This is a genomic window from Metallosphaera sedula DSM 5348, from assembly GCF_000016605.1.
Lineage (GTDB): Archaea > Thermoproteota > Thermoprotei_A > Sulfolobales > Sulfolobaceae > Metallosphaera > Metallosphaera sedula.
Genome location: NC_009440.1, coordinates 1,953,436 through 1,977,192 on the forward strand (window position 1 = coordinate 1,953,436; position 23,757 = coordinate 1,977,192).

At 44.9% G+C, this 23,757-nt stretch carries 31 protein-coding genes and 2 tRNA genes; 18 read left to right on the top strand and 15 right to left on the bottom strand.

All coding sequences use genetic code 11. The features are described 5' to 3' along the window. Positions 1-170 precede the first annotated feature (170 nt). Positions 171-839 (top strand): diphthine--ammonia ligase, encoded by a 669-nt coding sequence (locus MSED_RS10365; RefSeq protein ID WP_012021952.1) that lies wholly within the window; start codon positions 171-173, stop codon positions 837-839. Next, a complete protein-coding gene (locus tag MSED_RS10370; protein ID WP_012021953.1) occupies positions 809-2,032 on the top strand; it encodes an amidohydrolase in 1,224 nt (407 codons plus the stop codon). The genes MSED_RS10365 and MSED_RS10370 overlap by 31 nt, the downstream gene beginning before the upstream one ends. Here the strand turns inward: MSED_RS10370 and lrs14 are convergent. Next, complete coding sequence (gene lrs14 / locus MSED_RS10375; RefSeq protein ID WP_012021954.1) at positions 2,015-2,413, bottom strand: HTH-type transcriptional regulator Lrs14; 399 nt, start codon at positions 2,411-2,413, stop codon at positions 2,015-2,017. The two genes, MSED_RS10370 and lrs14, sit on opposite strands and share 18 nt — an antisense overlap. 246 nt (positions 2,414-2,659) lie before the next feature. On the opposite strand from lrs14, the gene MSED_RS10380 reads away from it, so the two are divergent. Beyond that, positions 2,660-2,824: an AbrB/MazE/SpoVT family DNA-binding domain-containing protein gene (locus MSED_RS10380; protein ID WP_012021955.1), complete on the top strand. Its 165-nt coding sequence runs from the start codon at positions 2,660-2,662 to the stop codon at positions 2,822-2,824. A gap of 32 nt (positions 2,825-2,856) precedes the next feature. Further along, positions 2,857-3,618 carry a TatD family hydrolase gene (locus MSED_RS10385; protein WP_012021956.1) on the top strand — a complete coding sequence of 254 codons (762 nt, stop codon included), beginning with the start codon at positions 2,857-2,859 and terminating at the stop codon, positions 3,616-3,618. On the opposite strand, the gene MSED_RS12070 is transcribed toward MSED_RS10385, so the two are convergent. The 3 genes from MSED_RS12070 to MSED_RS10395 are packed head-to-tail and all read right to left on the bottom strand — an operon-like array spanning position 3,579 to position 6,586. Beyond that, positions 3,579-3,767: a hypothetical protein gene (locus MSED_RS12070; protein WP_012021957.1), complete on the bottom strand. Its 189-nt coding sequence runs from the start codon at positions 3,765-3,767 to the stop codon at positions 3,579-3,581. The two genes, MSED_RS10385 and MSED_RS12070, sit on opposite strands and share 40 nt — an antisense overlap. Then, positions 3,768-4,790 carry a cytochrome c oxidase subunit II gene (locus MSED_RS10390; protein ID WP_012021958.1) on the bottom strand — a complete coding sequence of 341 codons (1,023 nt, stop codon included), beginning with the start codon at positions 4,788-4,790 and terminating at the stop codon, positions 3,768-3,770. Between the two features lie 38 nt (positions 4,791-4,828). Next, positions 4,829-6,586, bottom strand: coding sequence for a cbb3-type cytochrome c oxidase subunit I (locus MSED_RS10395; RefSeq protein WP_012021959.1), 1,758 nt, complete (start codon positions 6,584-6,586; stop codon positions 4,829-4,831). A 379-nt stretch (positions 6,587-6,965) separates the two neighbouring features. Here MSED_RS10395 and MSED_RS10400 point away from each other — a divergent pair. Then, positions 6,966-7,062: transfer RNA gene (locus MSED_RS10400), tRNA-Ser, on the top strand. A gap of 61 nt (positions 7,063-7,123) precedes the next feature. Next, positions 7,124-7,879, top strand: a complete 756-nt coding sequence (locus MSED_RS10405; protein WP_048060171.1) for a hypothetical protein — start codon at positions 7,124-7,126, stop codon at positions 7,877-7,879. A 106-nt stretch (positions 7,880-7,985) separates the two neighbouring features. On the opposite strand, the gene MSED_RS10410 is transcribed toward MSED_RS10405, so the two are convergent. Next, positions 7,986-8,070: transfer RNA gene (locus MSED_RS10410), tRNA-Leu, on the bottom strand. A 33-nt stretch (positions 8,071-8,103) separates the two neighbouring features. Next, the gene (locus tag MSED_RS10415) at positions 8,104-8,373 is read right to left on the bottom strand and encodes a UPF0147 family protein (protein WP_012021961.1); all 270 of its coding nucleotides are present in this window, start codon (positions 8,371-8,373) and stop codon (positions 8,104-8,106) included. A gap of 55 nt (positions 8,374-8,428) precedes the next feature. Between MSED_RS10415 and MSED_RS10420 the strand changes: the two genes are divergently transcribed. Next, positions 8,429-8,788: an Sjogren's syndrome/scleroderma autoantigen 1 family protein gene (locus MSED_RS10420; protein WP_012021962.1), complete on the top strand. Its 360-nt coding sequence runs from the start codon at positions 8,429-8,431 to the stop codon at positions 8,786-8,788. Here MSED_RS10420 and tmk read toward each other — a convergent pair. The 3 genes from tmk to MSED_RS10435 are packed head-to-tail and all read right to left on the bottom strand — an operon-like array spanning position 8,721 to position 10,896. Continuing rightward, positions 8,721-9,311, bottom strand: coding sequence for a dTMP kinase (gene tmk / locus MSED_RS10425; protein WP_012021963.1), 591 nt, complete (start codon positions 9,309-9,311; stop codon positions 8,721-8,723). The genes MSED_RS10420 and tmk overlap by 68 nt on opposite strands. Before the next feature lie 53 nt (positions 9,312-9,364). Further along, the gene (locus MSED_RS10430; protein WP_012021964.1) at positions 9,365-10,351 is read right to left on the bottom strand and encodes a Clp1/GlmU family protein; all 987 of its coding nucleotides are present in this window, start codon (positions 10,349-10,351) and stop codon (positions 9,365-9,367) included. Continuing rightward, positions 10,348-10,896, bottom strand: coding sequence for a hypothetical protein (locus MSED_RS10435; RefSeq protein WP_012021965.1), 549 nt, complete (start codon positions 10,894-10,896; stop codon positions 10,348-10,350). Before MSED_RS10435 ends, MSED_RS10430 begins: the two co-directional genes overlap by 4 nt. Before the next feature lie 17 nt (positions 10,897-10,913). On the opposite strand from MSED_RS10435, the gene MSED_RS10440 reads away from it, so the two are divergent. The 4 genes from MSED_RS10440 to MSED_RS10455 are packed head-to-tail and all read left to right on the top strand — an operon-like array spanning position 10,914 to position 12,526. Then, positions 10,914-11,438 (top strand): RecA family protein, encoded by a 525-nt coding sequence (locus tag MSED_RS10440; RefSeq protein ID WP_012021966.1) that lies wholly within the window; start codon positions 10,914-10,916, stop codon positions 11,436-11,438. Further along, positions 11,429-11,926: a CDP-2,3-bis-(O-geranylgeranyl)-sn-glycerol synthase gene (locus MSED_RS10445; protein ID WP_012021967.1), complete on the top strand. Its 498-nt coding sequence runs from the start codon at positions 11,429-11,431 to the stop codon at positions 11,924-11,926. The genes MSED_RS10440 and MSED_RS10445 overlap by 10 nt, the downstream gene beginning before the upstream one ends. Before the next feature lie 7 nt (positions 11,927-11,933). Next, complete coding sequence (locus MSED_RS10450; protein WP_012021968.1) at positions 11,934-12,266, top strand: hypothetical protein; 333 nt, start codon at positions 11,934-11,936, stop codon at positions 12,264-12,266. A gap of 41 nt (positions 12,267-12,307) precedes the next feature. After that, positions 12,308-12,526, top strand: coding sequence for a hypothetical protein (locus MSED_RS10455; RefSeq protein WP_012021969.1), 219 nt, complete (start codon positions 12,308-12,310; stop codon positions 12,524-12,526). Here MSED_RS10455 and mcm read toward each other — a convergent pair. Together mcm and MSED_RS10465 are read right to left on the bottom strand one after the other, a co-directional pair. Further along, a complete protein-coding gene (mcm, locus tag MSED_RS10460) occupies positions 12,523-14,583 on the bottom strand; it encodes a minichromosome maintenance protein MCM (protein WP_012021970.1) in 2,061 nt (686 codons plus the stop codon). The two genes, MSED_RS10455 and mcm, sit on opposite strands and share 4 nt — an antisense overlap. Further along, positions 14,564-15,109 carry a DNA replication complex GINS family protein gene (locus tag MSED_RS10465; protein ID WP_235579884.1) on the bottom strand — a complete coding sequence of 182 codons (546 nt, stop codon included), beginning with the start codon at positions 15,107-15,109 and terminating at the stop codon, positions 14,564-14,566. Before MSED_RS10465 ends, mcm begins: the two co-directional genes overlap by 20 nt. 91 nt (positions 15,110-15,200) lie before the next feature. On the opposite strand from MSED_RS10465, the gene MSED_RS10470 reads away from it, so the two are divergent. From MSED_RS10470 to moaC, 4 genes are read left to right on the top strand one after another with little or no spacing between them, the layout of a single operon-like run. Beyond that, entirely contained in the window at positions 15,201-15,704 is a 504-nt protein-coding gene (locus tag MSED_RS10470; RefSeq protein ID WP_012021972.1) for a THUMP domain-containing protein, read from the top strand. A 33-nt stretch (positions 15,705-15,737) separates the two neighbouring features. Beyond that, positions 15,738-16,991 carry an ORC1-type DNA replication protein gene (locus MSED_RS10475; RefSeq protein WP_012021973.1) on the top strand — a complete coding sequence of 418 codons (1,254 nt, stop codon included), beginning with the start codon at positions 15,738-15,740 and terminating at the stop codon, positions 16,989-16,991. Continuing rightward, positions 16,966-17,220, top strand: coding sequence for a hypothetical protein (locus MSED_RS10480; protein WP_012021974.1), 255 nt, complete (start codon positions 16,966-16,968; stop codon positions 17,218-17,220). The genes MSED_RS10475 and MSED_RS10480 overlap by 26 nt, the downstream gene beginning before the upstream one ends. An 11-nt stretch (positions 17,221-17,231) precedes the next feature. Beyond that, on the top strand, positions 17,232-17,660 hold the full coding sequence (gene moaC, locus MSED_RS10485; protein WP_048060365.1) for a cyclic pyranopterin monophosphate synthase MoaC: 429 nt from the start codon (positions 17,232-17,234) through the stop codon (positions 17,658-17,660). Here the strand turns inward: moaC and MSED_RS10490 are convergent. Genes MSED_RS10490 through psmB form a run of 4 tightly spaced genes read right to left on the bottom strand, consistent with a single transcriptional unit; the run spans position 17,647 to position 21,148 of the window. Continuing rightward, positions 17,647-18,978, bottom strand: a complete 1,332-nt coding sequence (locus MSED_RS10490) for a replication factor C large subunit (RefSeq protein ID WP_012021976.1) — start codon at positions 18,976-18,978, stop codon at positions 17,647-17,649. The genes moaC and MSED_RS10490 overlap by 14 nt on opposite strands. After that, positions 18,975-19,955 carry a replication factor C small subunit gene (locus tag MSED_RS10495; protein ID WP_012021977.1) on the bottom strand — a complete coding sequence of 327 codons (981 nt, stop codon included), beginning with the start codon at positions 19,953-19,955 and terminating at the stop codon, positions 18,975-18,977. The genes MSED_RS10490 and MSED_RS10495 overlap by 4 nt, the downstream gene beginning before the upstream one ends. 55 nt (positions 19,956-20,010) lie before the next feature. Next, entirely contained in the window at positions 20,011-20,463 is a 453-nt protein-coding gene (locus tag MSED_RS10500; protein ID WP_012021978.1) for a YbhB/YbcL family Raf kinase inhibitor-like protein, read from the bottom strand. A 31-nt stretch (positions 20,464-20,494) separates the two neighbouring features. Then, positions 20,495-21,148, bottom strand: coding sequence for an archaeal proteasome endopeptidase complex subunit beta (gene psmB / locus MSED_RS10505; RefSeq protein WP_012021979.1), 654 nt, complete (start codon positions 21,146-21,148; stop codon positions 20,495-20,497). 221 nt (positions 21,149-21,369) lie between these two features. Here psmB and MSED_RS10510 point away from each other — a divergent pair, with 221 nt between their 5' ends. The 3 genes from MSED_RS10510 to meaB all read left to right on the top strand — a co-directional run bounded on the left by MSED_RS10510 (position 21,370) and on the right by meaB (position 23,747). After that, positions 21,370-21,768 carry a winged helix-turn-helix domain-containing protein gene (locus tag MSED_RS10510; RefSeq protein ID WP_012021980.1) on the top strand — a complete coding sequence of 133 codons (399 nt, stop codon included), beginning with the start codon at positions 21,370-21,372 and terminating at the stop codon, positions 21,766-21,768. A 625-nt stretch (positions 21,769-22,393) separates the two neighbouring features. Next, entirely contained in the window at positions 22,394-22,813 is a 420-nt protein-coding gene (locus MSED_RS10520) for a cobalamin B12-binding domain-containing protein (protein WP_374108016.1), read from the top strand. Continuing rightward, a complete protein-coding gene (gene meaB / locus MSED_RS10525) occupies positions 22,803-23,747 on the top strand; it encodes a methylmalonyl Co-A mutase-associated GTPase MeaB (RefSeq protein ID WP_012021983.1) in 945 nt (314 codons plus the stop codon). The genes MSED_RS10520 and meaB overlap by 11 nt, the downstream gene beginning before the upstream one ends. Positions 23,748-23,757: the final 10 nt, after the last annotated feature.

A 23,757-nucleotide genomic window follows, 5' to 3' on the forward strand; every position in this document is an offset into this window, starting at 1 on the left:
TATGAATAATCTTTAAAATACTTTACAAGACACTATTAAATCAGATCCCTAATGGCAAAGGGAAAGGAGAAGAAGGGACAGACCCAAGGCCAGCCACAGCAGTCTGGCGAAAAGAAGAAATAATGACTTAAACCTACGCTTAATAAATTAAAAGTTAACTCTTTTTTGTGATGAAGCTTTGTTCCCTTTTTTCGGGCGGTAAGGATAGCACCTTTGCCCTGCACTGGGCAGTATTGAAGGGATTTGAAGTAGAGTGTCTCGTAACTATAATACCCAGGAGGAAGGACTCCTGGATGTTCCAATATAATAACGTGGAACTCACAAGATATCAAGCGGAAGTCTTGGGACTACCCCTTCTTTCGATTAACTCGTCGGGGGAGAAGGACGTGGAACTCACTGACCTTAGAAAGGCCTTGGAAATGGTGAAGTCGCAAGAGGCCACGGGGATAGTCACCGGTGCCTTATTGTCTGATTATCAAAGAATGAACATTAACATTTTATCAAGTGAGCTGGGCCTGAAGGTGTATTCCCCCCTATGGAGAAAGGACCAAGAGAGGTACATGAGAGAGCTTGTGGAGTACGGATTCGAGTTCATTATCACGTCTGCCACAGCATATGGATTCCCCTTTGACCTCGTAGGAAAGGTAATCAATAGGGAAGATGTTGAAAGGATTCTGGAAAGGGCGAGAAAATTTGGTTTCAACCCGGCATTTGAAGGCGGTGAGGCTGAGACCTTCGTGGTTAACGCGCCATTGTTCAAAAGAAAATTAATTGTGGAAGGCAAGCCTGTTAAACTAGGCGAATTCGAGTGGGAGTATCAAATAGAACGTATACACTGAGGAATTGCGCCTTTGCCGTTGATTACAGTCACGTCGAGGGGCCAACGAACATAGTCGTCGAAGACGGTTTCATTAAGCACGTTGGTAAGGAGGTTGAAGGAGACGAGTTGGAGTGCAGTGAGTACGTGGTAATGCCTGGTTTGGTGAATGCCCATACTCACTCAGCCATGACAGTCCTGAGGGGTGTATTTGACGACGGGGAACTTCACGAGTGGTTAGCTCGAATGTGGGACGAAGAAAGGAAGTTAACCAGGGAGATTATGGCTGTAGGTTCAGAAATCGCAGTGATTGAGATGATCTCCTCTGGGACAACGGCCTTCGTTGATATGTACTTCAACCCTGACCAGATAAGGGATATCTCCACTCAGTATGGGATTAGGGCGAGAGCGGGCCCAACTCTCATGAAAGACAAGAGTGTCGATGAAACCGTAAGGGAACTACGTGCACTGGGGGAAAGTGAGTTCTTTAGGCCCATCGTTAACGTCCACAGTCTCTATGCCACGGACCTTCAGAAGCTTAGGGAGCTAAGAGATAACCTGAACCGAGGGTATCATCTCCACATTCATCTTTCAGAAACAAGGGAAGAGGTCTTCCAGATAAAGAGAAGATATGGGATGTTCCCGGTGGAGCTCATTCACAGGGAAGGTCTAACGGAACGTGTGCATGGTGTACATCTAGGCTGGATAACCTCATGGGAACTCAACTATCTGAGAAGTTCCATTGCGGTCACTCATTGTCCAACGTCTAACATGAAGCTTGCCACCGGAGGGGCTTTTCCCATGAAGGAGGCGTTGACTCAAGGACTTAATGTAACCATTGGGACAGATGGTGCAGCGAGCAATAACTCCCTCAACATGTTTCAAGAGATGAAAATGGCAGTCTTGCTACAGAGACATAATTACTGGTCCACAGGAATAACTGCAGTTGACGTGTTTAGGGCATCATCAGTTAACGGGTATAAGATGCTGGGCATACGCGGAGGGGAGATTAGGCCCGGATACGTGGCTGATCTAGTCCTGCTAAGTAAGTATGAGGTTTATCCATTAACCAAGGAGAGACTTCTATCTCATCTAGTTTACAATCCGCCAAAGGAAGTTGAGAAGGTTATAATCCAAGGAAAGATTGTTTATCAAAAGAATGACTTTAGGGATAGGTTGAAGAAACTTTTAGAGAAGTTAAGCCTTTACCTCTAAGGGCTTGAACTCCTGATTAACAAGCTCAGCCATCTTCTCGGAGCAATCTCTTATATCGCTCAACATTTTTCCCTTAAGATCATTGTACTCCTTCGCCTTGTAAAGATATCTAGGTCTTCCAGCCTTATTTCCTGGCTCCTTTATCCTCATTACCAGGTTCATTTCAAGCAACTTGTTAAGGCTCCTATTAATTGAAGCCTTGGATAGCTTTAGTTCCTTTTCTAGCTCCTCAGTACCTCTAGCTCCTCCCCTCATTAATCCCATCAGAACCTGGACGTCAGTCTCGGATAGACCATAACAAAAGGACAGTATATCTACTAAACCAGCATCTTTCCCTGAAGGTAGTTTTATTCTAGCTCCACTTATCTGACTTTGAGACATTATAACCACAAATAAAGAATGTAATCACGAGCTATATATATTTTTTCCTAACCACTTATGGATATCATTTGAACTACCCCTTGAGGAAAAAGCCTTATACAAAATCAGAGATAATAGGAGTAAATATAATTATGTGAATTCTTCCACTAGAGACCATATTCTCACTTAAAGACCTAGAACATTTAATTACACATTTAGAAAAGATTTATATACCTCTTTCAATAGATAGGTATCATAGTGATCTAAATGGAAGTTGAAGAGATAGTAAAGGTCAGCAGGAATTATCAAGTAACAATTCCTGCAAAGATTAGGCAGAAGTTTCAGATAAAGGAAGGAGATCTAGTTAAGGTAATTTACGACGAGAAGGAAAACGCTGTAAAGATTTCCATAATGGGCGAGCCCTGGAAGTAATTTTTAATCTTCAAAATTTTTAGTCTTTTTTAATGCTTCTCGATGCTCACGCTCACGTTGATGTAAGGGAATTTGATTCCGATAGGGATTTGGTTCTTTCAAGGTGTGATATCCTTGTTGTGAATGCAGGGGTCGACCTTGCAACCGACTTGGCAACACTTGAGTTGGCGAGACGGTATAGAAACGTTGTTCCCGCTATAGGTTTTCACCCCGAATTCATTGAGAAGGTTGATCAGGAACTGGAACAGGTAAGGAAGCTGGTGGAGCTCGCCCCCATAATAAGTGAAGTGGGACTAGACTACTTTTGGATTAAGGATGAAGAGTTAAGGAAAAAGCAGAAACAGGTACTAGAGGTCTTCATGGAACTGGGGCAGGCCCAGGATAAACCCTTGATAATTCACTCCAGGGGTGGGTTAAGGGAGATCCTGGACTTGGTCTCCAGTTATAGGGTAAGGTTTGCCATTCACGGGTACGAGGGTAGCATGAGGGATGCATCTAGGATTGTGGAATTGGGCGGATTCCTCTCATTTCCACCCATCATTGTAAGAGATAAGGGAAGGAGAGAGATAGCTAGAGTTGTGCATGAGGATCACATTCTCACCGAGACGGACTCCCCTTTCATGGGGCCAGATAGGAGCAGAAATGAGCCTTGCAACGTGAGAATCACGGTTGACGCGCTTGTGGAAATAAGGAAAATGAGAAAAGATGAACTTGAGGAAAAAATAATGAATAACTTTAGGAGATTACTAGGTCCTCACTTTTCCTCGCTGGGAGCGAATCTAACGAAGAGATAAAACGCTATGAATCCCAGGAACGCCATGGCTGTGAATAGGCCTGTGTAGGGCGCAGCGGCCGAGTGCAAGGTTATATCCACGAGCTCCCATACGAGGAGGAGTATGGCCAAGACGTAACCTATACCCAATAGTTTGAAGAAGCTAACCATTTAGCTCCCCTCCACAACGATTGTTCCCCAGGCTCCCATCACGTAACCCTTGTCCTGTCCTATGAAATTGTTTGACATTCCCTGTGGGTTATACACATTGTAAACTGGCGTAACAATTCCGTACAAGTAGGCTGGAGCAGTGGCGTTGAAGGTGAAGGTAATTGGAGTGCCGTAGGTTATGGGCTTCTGAGCAACTGGGGTAATCGTGCCATTCCACCACACAGCGTAAATCCCCACAAGTACGTTAGAGACTGGGCTAGCAACTCCGTTGGATGAGTAGTTATACAGGTAGTTATGATCGCTTGCCGGGGTGGTGAATATCAAGTTGAGGGTGACTTGATTGTTAGCCTGCGCCACGAGAGTTGGTCCTGGAACAGAGCTGTTAAATAGACCATACTTGTCCGTAACTAAGGTAGTTGGTCCACTAACCGAGATGATGGGTGAGTTGTAGGGATCTCCGACCAGCCCATTGGTCTGTGCCCTAGTGTCTTGAACCTGGAGTTGTGAAATTGAGGAGGCAGTGAAGTAACCGCTGGTTGGAATTACCAATAGCTCACCCTCCTGGTAGCTGAACCACGGTCCATTATACTCTCCGTTAAGGAAGACAAAGGGCCCTGTAATATTTGGCACCTTGAGTGCGTCGTAAGTTACCAGACCAGGAACTATCTGGTCATCAACGACCTGATCAGCGTAGTCTGGGAAGTAGAAGTTTCCTGTAACGTCAGCAGAGGTAATGGTTAGGTTTAGCCAATCACCTGGATGGGCTACAATGAGATTGTAAAGAACTGGGGATCCCATCTCCTGAGCGTTTACTGCTCCGCTTTCCTGAGTCTTGAAGACGTACTGTTCTGCCACTATCCTAGTATTGATTATGTCCTGAGGCGGATCCTTATTAAGAGCTGAGAGAGTATTGGGAACTCCACCCACTGTGAAGTCCTGGGGAAGAGTCCCAATTATCACAACAGCGAACAAAATGATTACGAATAACGCCCACGCCAATTCATATTTGTCCTTTTTATCCATTTTTATCACCTCAACTAAAAACACGCGAAATTAAAAAATCATAAACTTTTAGCCCCCTTTAATACGGGATACGAGATCAGCACTATCCCTATGGACAGCAGGACTATCCAGATCCATGGCATTGCGTTGTAAGTGTTACCAGAGAAGGCCAGTGGGAACATGCTAATCACTATCACAAGTGCACCCAATATTCCCAGAGTCCACAGGCCACTTAATCCTTTCTTTATCATGTTTTTACTGAATAAACTTGGAATATTAATGTTTTCTCCATTCCACTCTAGTGCAGCTCCCACGGTGCCAATGAGCTGGCCAAGCCCTACTCCCTCTAGGTTCATATTTCTACCCTTAACTAGGGTAAGGACCAGGTTCAGGAACCAAACTAGGGTAGCAAGCTCTGCTATTACTGCACCCACAGTGGAGATAACCTCTGCCGTAATTAGAGTCGGTACTCTAGGATAGATCTCAGCCCTTCTCACCAAGCCCTCGAATCCCTGCAATTCATAGCCCACTATGAAGAGAATGGATCCAAACACGTAACCAATCCAATGAACCCACGCCATCTTGGATGAGAACCACTGCTTCCCAGTCATCATGGGTATCATGAAGTAAAGCACTGCCATTGCTGCTGGAACTATGGACAGCAGTATCATTGCATGGAAGTGGGACACTACCCAATCGGTGTTGTGAATTATTGCGTCGAAGGCTATGGTTGCGTTAGATATACCGGTAACTCCTGCAGCTATGGCCCCAGAGAAGGATGTCACAGTGAAAGCAGTTATCACGTTGAACTTAACCTGTGCGCCCTTTACCGTAGCCCATAGATTGAAGAAGGTCAACATTGAGGGGACCACAACTGCATACGTAAGAACTTCCTGGAGTATCTTGATAGAGACTGGAAGGTTAACCATGTATAGGTGATGAATGGGTACATTGTTGGAAAATATTAAGTAGAGCAGAGCAGAAATTCTACCCATTCTATCGCTGTAAAGCGGTTTGTTAGCTAGTGTTGGAATAAGAAGATAAAGTGCTCCAACTGCAGGCATCCACGCCATATACACGATAGCATGCCCAAAGATCCAGAAGGCTATTTGGTTCGCAATTGCGTTGAGGGGCACCAGGTTATAGAACGCTAGTATGTCCCATACATCAGCTGCGGTTACCCCAGAGTAGCCTATCATGAAAAGCAAGGTATTCATGAGGAAAAATACCAGAGGAACAGGTAGCTTCTCCTTAAGTTGCTTGGACGCTATATAATAATGGTACACGATCCATATTCCCGCTAGATAGGTGAAGGCGTCCAGTAGAAGCCAACCGTAAAAGAATAGCGGAGATACCACGTAATTGGAGTAGTTGGGAATTCCCATGGGAGATATGTAGTACCAGTCGGTAGCACTGAAGTAGTTGTCATTAAAAGTGGGAGCAACGACAATCGGCCCTTCCATAAACATCATTGAAATGTTAATCAGGATGAAGGAGATGTTGAGCAACCACTTAGCCCTAGGTTGCAGGTTAAGAAGCTTAATTGTGAAATAAATGAAAATGGCATATATCACCTGCTGAGCGAATCCGAAGAGGTCCCTCTCAGCATGCAACGTGATGCTGGCGAAGTACTCCTGCGGAGTGAACACTAGGGTTCCACTCAGCCCCCACGCGGTCTCTTGTATCCTCACCATAAGGGAGTCTATCACTCCCAATAGGCCCCAAATCACTCCCATGACTAGCATAGCCATGACAATCCTAGTAGTCCAGTCCTTGTCCAATTGGAACAACGAAACAACAAACTCCTTTAGTCCCATATCAATTCACAATAATAGTTAGCCTATACTTAATTCTTATCCTTATTTTTAGTAGAACAGTCGGTATTGATTTTAACATAGTTTATCTCAGAATTATCTATTAATTAAATTTAGTCAATAGAGTTAGATGGACCTCCAGGGGACTCCGTTGACTTAAAAATCTTCTTAGATCCTGTCGCCAAGGAGGGCTGTTTACTGTATATCCCTCGAATATTTCTGAGAACACTAGTACTCAATTAGCAAAATTCTAGCGACGGTTTATCGTAACTATGATTCAATGAAGACGTAAGTATTAGGCGTGGCTTTTGACTGTAAATCACAATCTTAACGTGAAAAGACGTCGTGAAAGTTTTTTAATCGTGTTTTCTTCTTAGATATTGCCGGGATCGCCTAGCCTGGTTAGGGCGGCGGCCTGCTAATTAGCGTGGGCAGCCGTTGGGGGAAACCCCGCGTGGGTTCAAATCCCACTCCCGGCGCCTCATTACCAACACTTAACAATAATATACCACGGGTCACTCTCTACATGGGTGTAGTTTCATCCCGGTAGACAAGTCCACACTCCTGAAAAGGGCACTAGAGGTGGTAAATACAGGGAACGAACAGGGTCTTGTATTAAGGTTAATAGGAGGTGCGGCAGTAGCTGCCATAGCACCAGAGGGTGCAAAACTTTTCCCAAGAACTTACAAGGATGCTGACTACTTCGGCCTCTCTTCACAAAGGAAAGCCATTATTGAACTTCTTCAGAAACTGGGGATGGAACCAGATAAGAGATTTAATGCCCTACATGGATATAACCGCCTTCTGTTCTTCGACCCTGTTCTTAACACGAATGTGGACGTTTTCTTGGACGAGTTCGTGATGTGTCACAAGCTAATTTTAAGGGACAGGCTTAAACTCTACTCCCCTTCCATACCTCCCTCGGACCTTCTTCTGACCAAGATGCAGATCATTAATTTAACCGAGAACGATAGAAAGGATATAGCTGCCCTTCTCTACGAGTTTAAGATCTCGGATAGGGACTACGATAAGGAGTTGGATTCAAGGTACATTGCGAACCTTCTCTCCGATGACTGGGGTTTCTACAAGACCTTCACTATCAACTTTGATAGAATGAGAGAATTCCTTTCCTCGGTTCCCACAGAGGGAAAGGTAATCCTTGAAAAGTTAGAGACCTTGATGAACCTCATAGAGTCCCACCCAAAGTCCATGAAATGGAAACTCAGGGCAAAGGTGGGTGAAAAGGTAAAGTGGTATGAGGAACCTGAGGAAGTTAAGGCTTCTGGCGGAACCTAAACTCATTATACCTCCCGTTAAGTTGAGGTAGATATCTAAGGCAGAATAATTATTTGATCCCAGAAATATTATCTAGAACCTTTAGCGTTACAACACGCGAGAGGCATGCGGGGGGCGGGATTTGAACCCGCGCAGGACTACTCCAGTAGGGCCTAAGCCTACCCCCTTTGGCCTAGCTCGGGCACCCCCGCACAACATTTACTTAAAACGCACACTTTAAAAAACTAGTCTCTTATGGTCTCAAGAATCGAAACAACATTCCAAATGGAAATCCTAGTCTGAGAAGGCATGTTTGGATCCTGGCTTATCTCATCAAGTATGGCAGTCGCGTTAGCCGCCCTTACTGCTGGGCTCAATGACGGATCCTGAAGGTTTCTTATGGCGTCGCTGGCTGCCCTCCTAATATTTCTTGGAACACTGGTGTCATTAACAACCTTCTGAAGCAGAACTATTGCTTGCTTGATCTTGGCCTCATTGTCATAAAGGGTTGCCAACATTTTCACCCGATATACTTTTTATGTTACCAAATTTAGGTTTATGCTGAATTTAATGTCTTCGGAACAGAGCGTAAAGAAAGCAGCAGAGCTCCTTAGGCAAGGGGCTACCATGTTAAGCGAGGCCTGCCCCGTGTGCAATAGCCCTTTGTACAGATTAAAGAGTGGGGAGATAGTGTGCCCTATTCACGGTAGGGTAATAATAGCGAAGGATGAAGAAGAGGAGAAGAAGCTAAAACGTGGAATTACGCTCGACTACATGGAACAGGTTCTAGTTGACTCTATGTCTATTATTGTGGAAAAGCTGAAGTCTGATCCCATGAACTCCGAGGTGATTGTCCAGGTAATTAGGTACCTTGACTCCCTCGAGAGGTTGAAGAGGATAAGAGACCTTGGACAAGCTCAAGAGAAATAGAGGTCAGTTTCTCCAAGGGGAGAGTTCCATCCAGGATCTTGAAATTATATCTCCTTGCAAGAGATAGGTAGTTTTCCCTTACCTGATGCAGGGATTTTCTCTTCTCCTCGAAATCAAGGGAATCACGTTTATTCCTGAGCCTCTCCAGTGCTACGTTGACCGGCACGTCTAGAAGTATCGTAAGATTGGGTAGAGGAAAGATTGAACTAAGTGACTCAAGCCAGGTCCGATCAACCCCCACCCCCTGATAGGCTAGCGTGGAGAAGAAGTATCTATCACTTATGATGAGATCCACGTTTTGAGATTCCATCCACTTAACATGGATTCTTCTATCTGCAGAGAAAAGCAGGGCTAGGAGTACCTGATCCTTCCATTGATACTTCTCAAGGAGTTGTTTAATATCATCAGTAAAGGGCTCCTGGGTGAGCAAGACCTTGAACCTGGGAGAAAGGGATTCAGCGAGTCTTTTAGCTAAGGTAGTCTTCCCAGATGCGTCGATGCCCTCAATGACCACAAGGTTCATTAAAGACTGTTTGCTTCCTCGAGTTATTAAGGGAGGAGTCTCAATACGTCCGTCTAGAACAATCTACGTTCCGTCCACTCCGCGTCTACAGACACAAAGCCCAAAACGAAATCGTCAAAGCTGGACACAGGTGTTTTAATGGAAGGTCCTTCCTCCATCTTCATGAGGCCCGCACCTACTATCTTACCTCCGGAGATAATCCCAACCATCAGGCCGTTAAGATGATCGTGAAGGTAACAGGAGCTTCCTGTCAACCCTATCCTCCTGCCGAAACTGCTAACGCTTACTTCCTTAGCCCACGCAAAATATCTCTCGTAAAGTGATCTCCTGTTGGCACGTCTATCAGTCCTTGTCTTCTTTCGCCTAATTTGAACTGGCTTGAGTAGGAAGGTCCTCTGTCTGTAATTCCTCGGCATAAGCCTTAGCGCATCTACGCCTAAAGCTACGACGTAATCAGGGTCCAAGAGCTCGATCAGTTTTCTCTTGTGCCACACCCCTGAAGACCTAATCCAGCCGTCGGTGTCCACAACAATGTTCCTGATGTCTTTGACTAGCCTGAGGGAGAGCTCAAGGTGAAGGTTAGGATCTCGAGACGGGGAAATGTCCCCAAAGAACTCAGCCCTAGTGAAGGATAGCGGATTATGAAACCAGAGCTTACTTCCTTGTGTCATGGACATGAATGTTGGAAGAAAGAGACTCGACTGACCCAGATCCAGGTCAGCGTAAGCAAAGTCCTTTGCCATATTGTAGAGAGTCCTAGAAAAATAGCTCTTGCCAGAATCCAAGTCCCCAATCACGATAACCCTTCCGCCCGTCAGGGATATGAGCTCTGCAACTTCTTCCCATCCCGTTGTTGGCAACGTGGCGAGTGACTCGCAATCGGACTCTATCTCCGCCCCCTTTCTGCTGTATACTGTAAACGTGGTATCTGGAATAAGGTAAAGATCTTGGCTTAGCCCCATTATCCTGATCTCTCCACCAGTTACCCTAAGCTCGCACGGGCCCCTCATGATCACGTACTGGTTAGGGTAAACCCTCATGTAGTGGACCTGATTGCAATGACGTAGGCAGCCCTTAGGTCTTTATCCTTTATCGAGACATATGGTGTCCTGTAGTTGGTTTTGGACTCATTCACCTTCTTAGCGTGGGGGAAGAATTTTTTGAGGTATTCATAAGCTTTCCTTCCTCCGCCGTTGCCCACTCCAACACCTATGTAAACTCTCCTGTGCGGATACCTCTCGATAACTCTTGTGATATAGCCTGGGGTCTCCTCAAGTTCTAACTCCTCAGACTCCAAAAGTTGCCCGTCCGCTACCACAGCGAGGGTTAGCCTATCTTGATTAGTATCGATGCCAATGAGTAGTTCGTCAAATCTCTCCTTGTTTAACAGCCTTAAGAAAATGGAAACTGCAGTCTCTGAAGGATCTGCCGTTCTAGATATAGGGATATCGCCCTCTCCGGAATCTGATACCACGAGGCTACCGGAATCGTAGGACACATCCACCCCAAAACTCCTTAGCCTTCTGTACAGGGTGGTGAAAAGCTTAGGATCCTCAAGCTTGAGGACTACCTTTTTATCTTTCACAAATATAACACTTATCAGTGGGATATAAACATTTATCAGTAACTGATTTCCTTTTCAATCGAGGTAATATTATCTCGATATTTGGTTCCTCGGGAACGGGAAAGACTGCACTGGGTCTTCACGTGATTAGGGAAATGAGAAACGGAGTGTTCATATCGACCACAGGTCAGGGTTACAAGGGTAGAATCAAGGGAAGATGGGACAGCATGTTTGTAGATGCTAGCGGTGAATATGAGCTCTTTGTGGCCGTTATGGAGGCGGTGGAGATGGACCCAAGAGTTATCGTGGTTGACGCCATAAACAGATTTTATAGGATAAATAGAAAAATCTCTCAGTTTCTAATGACACTTAACATACTTAAGCTGGCTAGGCGAAGGGTGCTCATGACCTGGGAGATGTCAACTAACAACAGGGTGAGCGGGCATAAGATAATGACCTTCTACTCAGATGATATCTTCAGAACCACAGGAAGGTACATCATAGGTAATGGAAGGAGATGTAAGTTTGCCATAAGAGAAGATGGGGTATTGGGATGTACCTAGTGGAGTTACTGCTAGGGTTGGTGTATTATTTACCAGCCTTTGTGGCCAACGGATCAGGACCCATGGTAAGGAAGGGCAATCCCATAGATTTTGGGAAAAATTTCACGGACGGTAGAAGGATCCTGGGAGACGGTAAGACCTTTGAGGGATTGCTCATGGGACTAACCTATGGTACTACCGTGGGCGTTGTTCTGTCCTTCTTTCTAGGTATACACTGGATCGTTATCTCCTTTATGGAATCGTTGGGCGCAATGCTAGGGGATATGCTAGGCGCCTTTATTAAGAGAAGGATGAATATACCTAGAGGTGGAAGGGCTCCTTTCCTGGATCAGCTGGACTTCATCTTTGGATCTACAGCCTTAGGGTACCTGGTAGGGCTTTCAGTTACAGTGTACCAATTCCTTCTAGTGGTCGCAATAGCTTTCGTGGCTCACGTCCTTACAAACATTGCAGCATATCGATTAAGAATAAAAAGCGTCCCGTGGTAATTGTGTCATGGTAAATCCGCAAAGAACGTTATCGCAAATACTTGAGACCTATGTAACAATAATTCTTGTAATAATCTTAATTGTTGGGATAGCAGGAGTTCTAGCAATTCCCTATTACATTTCCCCAATAACCTATTCCCAAGGAGGCCCAACAAACGGGGGTTATCTGGTCCTTGGAGTGATATTGGTTGGCATGTTACTAGCCGGGACTTTCCTCTTGGAGAGGAAACAGGTAGAACTTGGTGCATTTACCATTATTTTCGCAGTTGTTATTCTTTCGATAATAGTATGGGAATTATATGGCGTATCCAGCGTCAATAACATAATCCATAACATCTAGAAGAGAAAGTTATTTTAGGTAATGCATTATTGAATCGAATCATGGAACCAATTAAGGTAAAACTTTCCACGGGCAAGGAAATCGTCATAGACGAAAACGCGGTGTCAGTTCTTAACAGGTATGCAAGAACTCTTCTCACTTTGGACGGCGTGGCAAAGGAGCTGAATCTAACAGGATGGGAAGAGGCATATGAACTGATTAAGGCTGTGCCGTCATGGGTTCTCTGGACCCCTCTAGAAATATACAAGAGATCTGGTTAGGAAACTTTCTTAAAGCACTCAGTCGCAGCCTCATAAATTAGGCCGCTTTTCTTCATGTCTGATATTATCTTTTCAGCGCTACTTTTCTCTATGCCTTCTCTTTCAGACTCTTTTATTATATCCTTAAGTTTAGCGCAACCCTTATCATTGGATAACTGTTCGATAACCTCCATAATCTTGACCATTTTCTCCCTAGCGCTCTTCGGTTTCCCAGTCATTATTGTATCTATATCGAGCGAGCCAGACTCAACGTCAATCCCCACCTTTTCAAGGAATATTCTCATAATATTTATCGCCCTCTCTGCATCCTCCCTTGTGGCCTCTTGGCGTAAAGCCATCCTCGCGTAGGCCTCTGTAATCCTAATGAGTGCCTCTAACTGTCTTGGAGTAATGAGAATTGGTGAGCTAGGGTTTTCGCTACTTTTCCTTCTCATTTCCACGTAAAAGTCTGCTAGGAGTTGCTTCGCTTCCTCATTCAACTTCGGGTTCACGAACTTCCTCGCAAAGGCTATGTACTTCTTTAGGTCTTCCACCGGAATGAAGTTCCTTATCTCCTTCCCACCATGCATGTCCAGGATGTGGTTTGCCAGGTTCTGGTCCTCCGTTCCGGGCTTATCCACGAGTATGAAGATGAGGTCAAACCTGGAGAGGATAGTGGGCGGAAGCTCTATGTTTTCTGCAACGGCCCTCTCCTGGATATATCTTCCGAACTTGGGGTTTCCAGCTGCTATGATAGTGGCTCTGGCATTAAGCTTCGCTAATATTCCCGCCTTTGCGATGGAGACCGTCTGTTGTTCCATGGCCTCATGTATAGCTACCCTATCCTCTTCTCTCATCTTGTCTATCTCGTCTATCACCGCTATACCTCCATCGGCTAGGACCAGAGCACCGGCCTCCAGATAGTAGTCTCCAGTGTTTTTCTCCCTCACCACCGCCGCAGTGAGACCAGCTGCAGTGGCTCCCTTACCCGTGGTATAAACAGATCTTGGGGACACCCTAGCTGCGAACTGAAGAATCTGCGACTTCGCGGTGCCCGGATCGCCTATAATGAGCACGTGTATGTCCCCCCTTGTCCTCGTTCCATCCTCCATAACTCTTGATACGCCACCGAACAAGGCTAGGGCTATAGCCTCCTTGATTTCCCAATGATCGTAAATTGAGGGGGCGATGGAGGATATTATGGCTTCCCTTATCCAGGGATTTTTGGCCATATTCTCTATCTTTTTCCTATCCTCCTCCGTTATCTCAACCTCATCTAGTACCTTCTGGGATATCTCCACGTTAATTACCTTCAGGTAGATGTCGAAGATAGACCTGCTCCCCTTGCGGAGGAAGGAATCCTGCTTTATCATTAGAATCCCGGTAAACCTGACCCTATCCCCCGGTCTCGCTGAGTCCACAAGGTCATCCTCAAATACTGCCTCCAATTGCCTAGGGATCTGACCTGGAGGAACCTCCTCTGGCCTTTCTTGGATTATGACCCTCTGCCAGTCGGTCAACTCAGCCTTCTGAGGAATAATATCGAATTGGCCAGGTTTACCGCATACTGGACACACAGAGGGCATCTTTATGGTTTCGTCCATTTCCTCGTCCTCTGGCCATCTGAATTCTGCGTTACACTCGGGATGGACATGCTTGAGGACTATCCTGTAGGCCCTCTCCTTAATTGGGGTCTGCTTGGTAAGTATACCTTCAACCACAACTATCTTATTTATCTCAGAACTTCTGATCCTGCGTAGTTCCACCAGTCTTGGAACATTTACAAGTCTCAGATGAACCCTCTGAACCTCAGTTACGAACTGTGGGTCTTGCTCCTCCAATAACTTGAGGATCCTGCCCTCCAGGATGGGCAGAGTTGATAGCGGACTGTTAATTATTTCTGTTGCCAACTTCTCATCAAATTGATAAATCTCATTGAAATCCACTACGAGGCTCCTTTTCCTAAATGCCAGTATCTCATTGATCTGTTGAAGGTATTTCAGGTTCCCGTCTCTATCCCTAGAGGTTCTGATAAATTCCTCCAGCCTTTCACCTAAATCAAACTGCTGAGTCTCCATCACCCTCACCTATCAAGGTAAGTGAAAGTCTCAAATCTTGAAATACCAAATTTTCCTCTGGTGTCATCTTATTTATAAGGGTTTGGTCAAACACGTTGAGGCTGGCCAACTGGACTATCTTTCTAATCCTTAGTCTTTGTAGTTCGTTGACCATGTAGGACAGCCTCCTGTAGTTCTCCAGATCGCTAGGGGAACTACTCCCTGAGAGTTTCTTGAGAGTATATCTCGCTCTCATGTAAAAGTCCCACGGGATTTGGACAAGGGATCCAGGCACAGTGGCGTTCTGCTTCTCTTGGTAAAGATATTTCGATATTTCCTCTATGGTAACTGGAATCTGAGATACATAACCTTCGGGCTCCAGAACCTCTATTAACCATGACGGTAACTCCGATTGACTTCCCTTCGCTAGTTTAACTTCCTCCATTCCAAGATCAATGGTAAAGGTGTCATCTAGAACCTCAACCCTTCTCTTCCAAGTCTTGACAAGTCTTCCTAGAGCCCTGTACTTAGCCTTGATCAAACCCACTACACTAATACATTTTGATGTGTATCCTTTAAAAGGAAGACAATATTTTACAGCGTGGACTTTGAACATAAACCGCTCCGTGGTGTAATTCATGGACAAGTTTGAGCAGGTCAGGCTACTGATCACTACTGCCCCTAATAAGGGGAACAAGTGCAGGACCGATGTCCTAAACAGGCTAATCCCATATGACGTAGAGGTCAGAATTGAAGAACCCATAAAGAACGTGTTGCTGGTTTACTCGAAATTACCAAGCGTACAGTGTTATGGGTTAGTCATGTCTGCTCCTCCAGCATGTGCTAGAAAAGTTTATCCTGTGGATCAAGTAACTAGGGCTGAGTATAGAGAAATTATCACCTCCTCCCTTGCCATGCTACAGGGGAAAGGCGGATCCGTGTATGTGGAATGTATTCTCAGATCTGGTAATCTAGATTGCAGAACCCTTCAGATGGCCTTGGGAGGATACTTAAGGGATAAGTTCAAAATAGATTCTAAAAATTTCAATCTGAAGCTATCCATTAATGTACTTGGGGAAATCTGTACCATATCGCTCCTCAGAAAGGATCAGGAGAAAGTTTCGGTTAAGTCTCTCAGCTAAAATATAAGGTATAACCACTAATTTTAGGAATAGGTGAAAGTTACGACTAATCTCGAGGACATTATAGAGAGTGGCCTATCTGGAAGCACTATCTTCAAGCAACAGAAGGTATTATCGCCAGATCACATACCTAGCCGACTTCCGCATAGGGAAGAGAAAATCAAGGAGTTATCCCTAGCATTTAGGGAACTTACCACTAACATGGGTTCCACGTCAGTTAGAGTTGTAGTATCAGGCCCTACTGGTACCGGAAAAACCGTGACTACCAAATCCTTCGGGGAAGCGCTCAAGAAAAGGTTAAATGAGAGAGGGTTGAGGCTTGAGTACATTCATGCTAACTGTCATAGTCAGAGGACGCTATACCTGTTAACCATGGAAATAGCCTCCCATCTAAAGTTACCAATTCCAGTTAGGGGCCTTTCGTCTCAGGAGGCTTTCAAGATTATTCATGATTACCTGGTAAAGAGGAACATTCATCTAATACTGACCCTCGATGAATTTGATTACTTGATAAATACCTCCTCCTATGAGGATATCTATTTCCTTGTGAGACTTTATGATGAACTTTCCTCTGCATCTAGGCATATTAGCTATATCTTCATCATGAGGGATGAACAAAACCTGTACACGCTGGACAGGAGTATCAGGGATCACATTCTACGAAACGTAATAAGACTTGAACCGTACAAGTCCAACGAACTGAAGGACATACTTATGGACAGAGTTAACGAAGCCTTTTACCCAAACGTGGTTCCAGACGAGACTGTGGAGTATATCTCCAACCTTTATGGTCACGACAAAGGTGGTAGTGGCAACGCTAGGCTAGCAATTGAGGCACTAGAGGTGGCAGGAAAGATAGCAGAGGCGAGGAACTCTCCCCTAGTCCTCATTGAGCACGTTAAGGAGGCTAACTCCAGGATAAATGTGGAGGCAGGTGAGATTCTGGACGAAATTCCCTTACTCGACTTGCACCTCCTTATCATGTTAAAAGCTTTGATAAATTTACATAATAGATTGAAAGTGGATTCAGTCCCAATAGGTAAACTGGAAAAGGAGTACGCAGAGTTGTGTGCGGAACTTGGGGAAGAACCCAGGAGACACACGCAGATATACGAATATGTGAGGAGAATGAAACTAATGGGGATCCTAGAAACCCAGCAGAGTGGGAAGGGAATGAGGGGAAGAACCACGCTAATCTCCCTTTCAGTTCCCATAACCCAGGATTTTGAGGATCTAATAACGAAGAACCTGAGGATGAAACTTGATAACAGAGAGGAGCCTGTATAGATTAAGGATACTCTCGACGCTCCTCAAGGAGGGTGAAATTCCAATTAGTCTCGTGGCTAGGGAATCAAGGCTAAGATTTGACATAGCTAAGAGGGAAATAGCGGAGATGGAGAGGAAAGGGCTAGTGGAGATCCTTGATTCAGGAAGGGTTAAGCTAGTGAGAATAAACATGACCAATCGAAAGGTTATAATATTGAGGAATCTAATTGAAGAGCTTGAGGACCTTTGAAGGAGGCCATAATGGTAGATATCTCCAACAAGGAAGTTGTGTTAAGGGAGGCTTTAGCTGAGGGTTTCATTAAACTTAGGCCAGAGACTATCCAGCTCGTTAGGGAGGGTAAGATAGAGAAGGGAGACGTCATCACGATAGCCAAGACTGCGGGAATTCTAGCAGCCAAGAGGACACCCGATCTACTACCATTATGCCATCCTATACCCCTGGAAAAGGTTGAAATGGAGGTCCTTGTGGAAGATGAGGGAATTAGGGTGAGGAGTAAGGTTATGGCTCACTACAAAACCGGTGTGGAAATGGAGGCTCTAACCTCAGTTTCCGTTGCCCTGCTGACCATCTGGGATATGGTTAAGAAGTACGAGAAGGATGAGAGGGGCCAGTATCCGTCTACCACTATAACTGACGTCAAAGTGATCAATAAAATCAAGGTTTCTTAGACCTGGATTTAGAGGTCGTTCTAGACCTAGAAGTTCTCTCAGAGGGCTGTGCAGTAGATCCAGTTTCCTTCAAGGCCACATCCCTTACCTGTGAGGACTGAATGAACTCAATCTCCTCTGGACTAAGATCTAGGTTCTTCGCCAGCTCATCCAAGTCCTTTGATGTCATGATAAGGAAGAACGGGAACACGTCGTTGTAAATTTTAGTCGAAGAGGAATGTAGGTGGAATCCTATCTTCTTGATTATCTGATCCCTAGTATCCCTAGTCCTCTTAGATTTGTACAATTGCTGTACTAGGGTAGGGAATTGGTACTTCTTCCACTTCGCTTTCCACGAGGGACTCTTCTTCTCCACTTCGGCCATTGCAACACCTGGACCCATAAGGTCAAAGGTGTAACTTAGCATATCCCAGCTGGAAAGCTTGGCCCTTGTGAGGAAGATAGATGCCCTAGCTAGGGCGTCGTAACCTCTCCATATATCATTTAACATTTCATACTGAATCGGTATGTTCTCGGATAACCATCTCATTAGAAGATCATATTCGACCTGGGAGTTAGACACTGCCTGCTTGGCCTGCCAACCATATCTTGCCCAAAACACGCTCCTGACAGTCTCAAAGGGATCTAGCTCCCTCTCCTTTCTTCTTACTAGCTCACTTACCAGCTTTTCCGTGACCTCTCCATATCCCTCAGCAATGGATTGAAGGAAATTTATTGCGTATCTAGAGTCGCCGTCTGAGGCCTCTATGATCTGATCCAACGCGTTATCCTCGCACTTAATTTTCTCGCCAGAGCAGATTTTTTTGAGTAATCTCCTCATAGCGATCTTCCCAAGTTTTTTTACCTCAATCATCTTCACCGCATTTCTAAGATCACGTAGATTCGGATTCCATGGATCGTTAGCAGCCATCAATATGGGATACTTCGTGTTCTTAATTATCTCTAGAATTGCTGATACTGCTCCGTAGTCTTGCTTTGGTTGAATTCCATCCACTTCATCGAGAAAGATTAGCTTTCCCCTAATTCCAAAGAGAGAACCACTAATTGAAGCCCGCTCCACTATTGCCCTAAGTGAGGTCAAGTTTCTGGTATCGCTGGCATTGGTCTCCACGAGCTCAAGTTTGTAGGTATTGGCCAACGCTATAGCCAAGGAGGTTTTCCCGGTCCCAGGAGGACCATATAACATTACTGCCGTGGAGGAGGGAGATCCCTTAAGCCAAGAATCTATCCAAGACCTCAACTCGTCCTTTACGTCCTCCTGATTCTCCACGTCATCTAGGGTCTTTGGTCTGTACTTAACCACCCAGGGAACGGTCATTTCTTCTCGCCTAAATACTTCTGACCTAGAAGGGCCAGTTTTGCCAGCATTGCAGACAGTTGTATTTCGTCATCTGCCCCCTCTATTATCCTGAACTCAACCTCCCCTATGTAATCCGTCAGCAAAACCCTGAGCTCTTCTGGTATTTGATACTCATTTGAGAATATATCTCTGTGAACCTGTTTAACAATATCCTCTCCAGAGAGACCGTAATTGATAATCAAGGAGAGTAACTTCGACCTAGCGTCCATGAATCTACCTTGAAGTGCCAGCTTCACCATGTCCCTAACTTCCTTAGGCTGGGCCAGTCCCAGTACCTTGAAGACTGCCTCCTGCGTCACCTTGCCGTAGGCTGAGGCTGCCTGAAGCACGTTGATTGCCTTTCTCATGTCCCCATTGGTCACATCATATATCACGTCAAGCGCCTTAGGATCGTATTGTACCCCCTCCTGCTTCATGATGAATTCTAGCCTTGATATTACGTCCTCCTTTTTGAGTGGGTAGAACCTAAAGAGAGCGGTACGGGACTGGATCGGATCTATAATCTTACTCAGGTAGTTACAGGCAAGTATGAACCTGGTGGTCTCGGTGTAGAGCTCCATGGTTCTCCTCAATGCCTGTTGCGCATCCGCAGTCATGTTATCAGCCTCGTCCAGTAACACGGTCTTGAAGGGAACGCTACCCGGGGTCACTGTTCTTGCGAACTCCTTTACCTTATTTCTGATCACGTCTATACCCCTCTCATCACTGGCGTTCAGCTCGAGAAGATATTGCTCATAGTTCTCGCCATATAGGTCATGAACCAACGCCAAGGCTGAGGTAGTTTTACCTGTCCCTGGAGGTCCAGCAAACAGCAAGTGAGGCATGTTCTTTTCCTTAACGAAGTGTTTCAGACGCTCCACGATGTCCCTTTGGTTCACGATATCATCTAAACTTCTAGGCCTGTACTTTTCGGCCCATAATATTTCATCCATCATTATCAGTTGTAAAATAGGAAGAGCATTATTAAAAAACCGGTTTCCCGCCTTGTAGCTAGTCCCTCCTGTATTTACCCATTAAATTACCCACAGCTATAACATGTCCCTCCATAGCGTCCCTTAGCTCCTCTGCCGACACCCTCTTCAGTGCCCTAAGCGAGAGTTCCGTATTTAAAGCATAGACGTTGAAGTAATATCTATGATATCCATGTCCCTTAGGGGGACATGGGCCGTTATACCCAATCTTTCCGAAATCATTGAGGCCTTGGAGACCGTATTGAGTTTTCTCTCTCTTCTCTATTCCCTCTGGAAGCTCATTGACCTTCACGTTATAGATTACCCAGTGGACGAAGGTACCACCGGGTGCATCGGGGTCCTCAACTATGATGGCATAGGTAACCGAGCCAGGCACCCTCTCCCACTTAAGAGGCGGAGATACGTCTTTACCCTCGCACGTATACTGAAGCGGAATAACTTCCTCGTTCTTGAAGACTGAACTAACAAGCATGAAATAAAGTAAGCTTCAATGTATAAAATCTTTACATTGCTTCCTTCCTGTTAGGATAAATCTCCCTTTCCACGTGGCCCTCTTTCGTTATCTTCGTCACAATTACCCCTGTCCCTGTGAAGGAATCCCTCTTAATTGCTGACATAACAGCCCTTGCTGCCAGATCCATAGCCTGGTCGCCCGTGAGATCAGGACTATAGCCATCCTCTAATACGCCCATGGCCACTGGAGAACCTGAACCCGTTGCAACATATGTCTCCTCTGTCATGTCCCCTAGGTAGTCGAGATTGAATAGCCTGGGTTGGGTATCATAGCCTCCCATGAGTATCTGGACCAGATATGGGAAGTACTTGTTCTGGGATAGGATGTTTGTGAGATAAGTAGCTAGGGACTTGACGGTCACTGGTCTATTCCCTGAAATAAGGTTATAGTGGTATATATTCTTCATGTAATTATAGATAAATTGTAGATCTGCAACACTACCCGCGGTAGTCATCCCAATGCGGTCATCAATGTACACTATTTTTCTGACCATCTTGTTGGCAACAAAAAACCCTGCACTGGCTCTCCTGTCGGCAGCCAGGATAACGGCATCCTTAACCACTAAACCCACAGTGGTAGTGCCCTTGAGGATCTTGATCTTATCCTTTGAGGGTCTGCTCTCAAATTCTCCAAAACCTTCCATCTTGCTCAGAATCTATTTGATAGGCCCCGTATTTGAAACTTTGTTTAACTCTCACGCGAGTTGCAGTCAGATTCTAGGAAGCTTAGCCCTTACCTCATGACTCCTCGCTGTATTACCTTCCTGATACTTGCGTTTGATCCGGTACATCGTGCCAAATATCACTTAATTGTACAGCCAAAATGAAGAAAAGTTTTATAGTGTAATTGGGATTCACATAGCATATGGAGAGCTTAACAGGGACTAGGCGAAAGATATACTACTATCTTGTGAAGCAGAAGGATCCTGTCCCTCTGAGGAAAATTCAGAGGGAACTTAAATTAAGCTCTCCGTCACTCGCTTTATATCACCTGAAGAAACTGGAGGAGAACGGTCTGGTCAAAGAGACAGATGATGGCTACGTGGTTACTAAGCTAATCCTAGGAGATTTCGTCAAATTAATGAACGTGCTTATTCCCAGGTCGGCGTTTATGGCTTCGTTCCTTATTGCGTCCCTGATACTGCTTTGGGTCATTAACATGATAAACCCGTATTCCGTCACCCTTTTCTCCTCTATTGTTATTGCGATTCCTGCTGGTATTTTTATCATTGATGTTGTAAGAAAATACAATGAAATAAGATAATAGCGATTATTTCCCTTACTTAATATCTAACTAGATAATAATATAGCAGAGACATTGAAAGGGCATCAATGATTGACATAGTTAGCGAAGGATATACGTAAAGAGGATCTTTGTCATGGCTCCACATGAAGAAAGAGAATGAATAAGTTATTCCTTGGGCAGTAAATAACACTGCCAACACGGTTAGTATCACAGATATCTTTCCTCCAAAACTCATCCTAAGTCGGCTGAACTCGACTAGAGTAAGAACGGAGAGTATAGCGGCAAATATTGAAAGTCCAATAGTTATATACCAAACTTCAAACATCTATGAGTCTATTTTTACTGAAATCTTTATGTGATAATAAGCCTTTGCCCAAATCCTCAGTCACACCATTTTAGGATTCGATACTCCTCAAATCTACATAAAAATCTCATATAAAAATAATTGCAGGGCTCTGTTATTGAATTGTTTTAGGGAGGAACTCTTAGATCAATCCTTGGGGGCTTGTCTGAGTATAGTGGTCATGATCATGTTTGATCATTTTGTCGCCCATATCCATTCGTATCAAAACAGCCTCCTAGTGAACATTATTGCTTGCGTGAATATTTAAACTATTTAAACTTGAGAGACATGATACTACTGATGGATAAGAGGATAAAAGTAGTAGTGGCTAAACTTGGGCTGGACGGTCATGATAGGGGAGCAAAGGTTATCGCCAGGGCCCTTAAGGACGCAGGCATGGAGGTAGTTTACACGGGTCTAAGGCAAACGCCCGAACAGATAGTTAGGACCGCTATTCAGGAGGACGCTGATGTAATTGGTATTAGTATACTAAGCGGAGCTCACCTAGAATTGATGCCAAAAATAGTTGAGGCCTTGAAGAAGGCTGGCTTAGATGATGTAGGTCTTGTGTTAGGGGGAGTTATCCCACCGGAGGACATTCCCAAGCTGAAAGCTATGGGGGTTGATGACGTATTTCTGCCTGGAACAAGTTTGAAGGAGATAGCTCAGAGAGTTTCAAAGCTCGCCTCAACCAAGAGAGGTATAAAGGTTGAAGGATGACCTTCTGAATAGGGCGTTAAATGGCGACGAGTTGGCCATATCAAAGGTCTTGACCAATATAGAGTACGCGACTGAGAAGGGACTTAGCTACCTGGGTGAATTGGCTAAATTGTCTGGGAAGGCACATACAGTGGGAATAACGGGTATACCGGGGGCAGGTAAAAGCACACTGATCTCTGATCTAATTGAAAGTTATACGGCTTCCGGACATAGGGTTGGGGTAATAATGATAGATCCGTCGAGCCCCATTTCCATGGGTTCCTTCATGGGCAACAGGATAAGAATGCAGGATAAAACACTTCTCAAAAACGTGTTTATCCGCAGTATAGCCTCTAGAGGTCACCTCGGCGGGTTCTCCTCTGAAGCTATTATGCTAACGGAGGCTTTAGACGGTCTGGGATACGACAGGATAATAGTAGAAACCGTGGGGGCAGGGCAGACTGACACGGACGTCATGTCCATAACTCACTCCGTGGTAGTGCTTGTTATCCCTGGCACGGGCGATGAAATACAGGCATTGAAGGCAGGCATAATGGAGATTGGGGATGTATATGCAATCAACAAGGCTGATAAACCTGAAGCTGAGGCGGTGTATGATGCGGTGAAGTTTGCAATAGATAGCGGAGAGATGATATTCAGGGATGAATGGAAGCCTAGGATTCTAAAGGTAAGTGCACTGAGAAAGACAGGGATAGACGAGCTTGTTAACACCCTTGAAGAGCATGCGGAGTATCTTAGGCAGAGGGGTCTATTTGAACAAAGGATCAAGAATAGAAGGACTAAGATGGTGGAACTCCTGCTTAGGAGAAGACTCTATGATGTGACTTCCAAGATCATAGAGAACAACAGCGAAGAAATTAACGAGCTAGTAAGGGAAGGCTACATTAACGAGTTACTGACTAAATTGTATCATGAAGTAAAGGAGAAGCTTTAAGTAAGTTACG

What these genes read in the sequence shown, in the direction of transcription:
- MSED_RS10510 (WP_012021980.1), top strand. Translation starts at nt 21,370, where the DNA reads ATGGAGAGCTTAACAGGGACTAGGCGAAAGATATACTACTATCTTGTG.
- MSED_RS10450 (WP_012021968.1), top strand. Translation starts at nt 11,934, where the DNA reads ATGGTAAATCCGCAAAGAACGTTATCGCAAATACTTGAGACCTATGTA.
- MSED_RS10385 (WP_012021956.1), top strand. Translation starts at nt 2,857, where the DNA reads ATGCTTCTCGATGCTCACGCTCACGTTGATGTAAGGGAATTTGATTCC.
- MSED_RS10420 (WP_012021962.1), top strand. Translation starts at nt 8,429, where the DNA reads ATGTCTTCGGAACAGAGCGTAAAGAAAGCAGCAGAGCTCCTTAGGCAA.
- MSED_RS10445 (WP_012021967.1), top strand. Translation starts at nt 11,429, where the DNA reads ATGTACCTAGTGGAGTTACTGCTAGGGTTGGTGTATTATTTACCAGCC.
- psmB (WP_012021979.1), bottom strand. Translation starts at nt 21,148, where the DNA reads ATGGAAGGTTTTGGAGAATTTGAGAGCAGACCCTCAAAGGATAAGATC.
- MSED_RS10395 (WP_012021959.1), bottom strand. Translation starts at nt 6,586, where the DNA reads ATGGGACTAAAGGAGTTTGTTGTTTCGTTGTTCCAATTGGACAAGGAC.
- lrs14 (WP_012021954.1), bottom strand. Translation starts at nt 2,413, where the DNA reads ATGTCTCAAAGTCAGATAAGTGGAGCTAGAATAAAACTACCTTCAGGG.
- MSED_RS10490 (WP_012021976.1), bottom strand. Translation starts at nt 18,978, where the DNA reads ATGACCGTTCCCTGGGTGGTTAAGTACAGACCAAAGACCCTAGATGAC.
- MSED_RS10390 (WP_012021958.1), bottom strand. Translation starts at nt 4,790, where the DNA reads ATGGATAAAAAGGACAAATATGAATTGGCGTGGGCGTTATTCGTAATC.
- MSED_RS10470 (WP_012021972.1), top strand. Translation starts at nt 15,201, where the DNA reads ATGGACAAGTTTGAGCAGGTCAGGCTACTGATCACTACTGCCCCTAAT.
- MSED_RS10500 (WP_012021978.1), bottom strand. Translation starts at nt 20,463, where the DNA reads ATGCTTGTTAGTTCAGTCTTCAAGAACGAGGAAGTTATTCCGCTTCAG.
- MSED_RS10430 (WP_012021964.1), bottom strand. Translation starts at nt 10,351, where the DNA reads ATGAGGGTTTACCCTAACCAGTACGTGATCATGAGGGGCCCGTGCGAG.
- MSED_RS10520 (WP_374108016.1), top strand. Translation starts at nt 22,394, where the DNA reads ATGGATAAGAGGATAAAAGTAGTAGTGGCTAAACTTGGGCTGGACGGT.
- MSED_RS10495 (WP_012021977.1), bottom strand. Translation starts at nt 19,955, where the DNA reads ATGATGGATGAAATATTATGGGCCGAAAAGTACAGGCCTAGAAGTTTA.
- MSED_RS12070 (WP_012021957.1), bottom strand. Translation starts at nt 3,767, where the DNA reads ATGGTTAGCTTCTTCAAACTATTGGGTATAGGTTACGTCTTGGCCATA.
- MSED_RS10365 (WP_012021952.1), top strand. Translation starts at nt 171, where the DNA reads ATGAAGCTTTGTTCCCTTTTTTCGGGCGGTAAGGATAGCACCTTTGCC.
- mcm (WP_012021970.1), bottom strand. Translation starts at nt 14,583, where the DNA reads ATGGAGACTCAGCAGTTTGATTTAGGTGAAAGGCTGGAGGAATTTATC.
- tmk (WP_012021963.1), bottom strand. Translation starts at nt 9,311, where the DNA reads ATGAACCTTGTGGTCATTGAGGGCATCGACGCATCTGGGAAGACTACC.
- MSED_RS10455 (WP_012021969.1), top strand. Translation starts at nt 12,308, where the DNA reads ATGGAACCAATTAAGGTAAAACTTTCCACGGGCAAGGAAATCGTCATA.
- moaC (WP_048060365.1), top strand. Translation starts at nt 17,232, where the DNA reads ATGGTAGATATCTCCAACAAGGAAGTTGTGTTAAGGGAGGCTTTAGCT.
- MSED_RS10380 (WP_012021955.1), top strand. Translation starts at nt 2,660, where the DNA reads ATGGAAGTTGAAGAGATAGTAAAGGTCAGCAGGAATTATCAAGTAACA.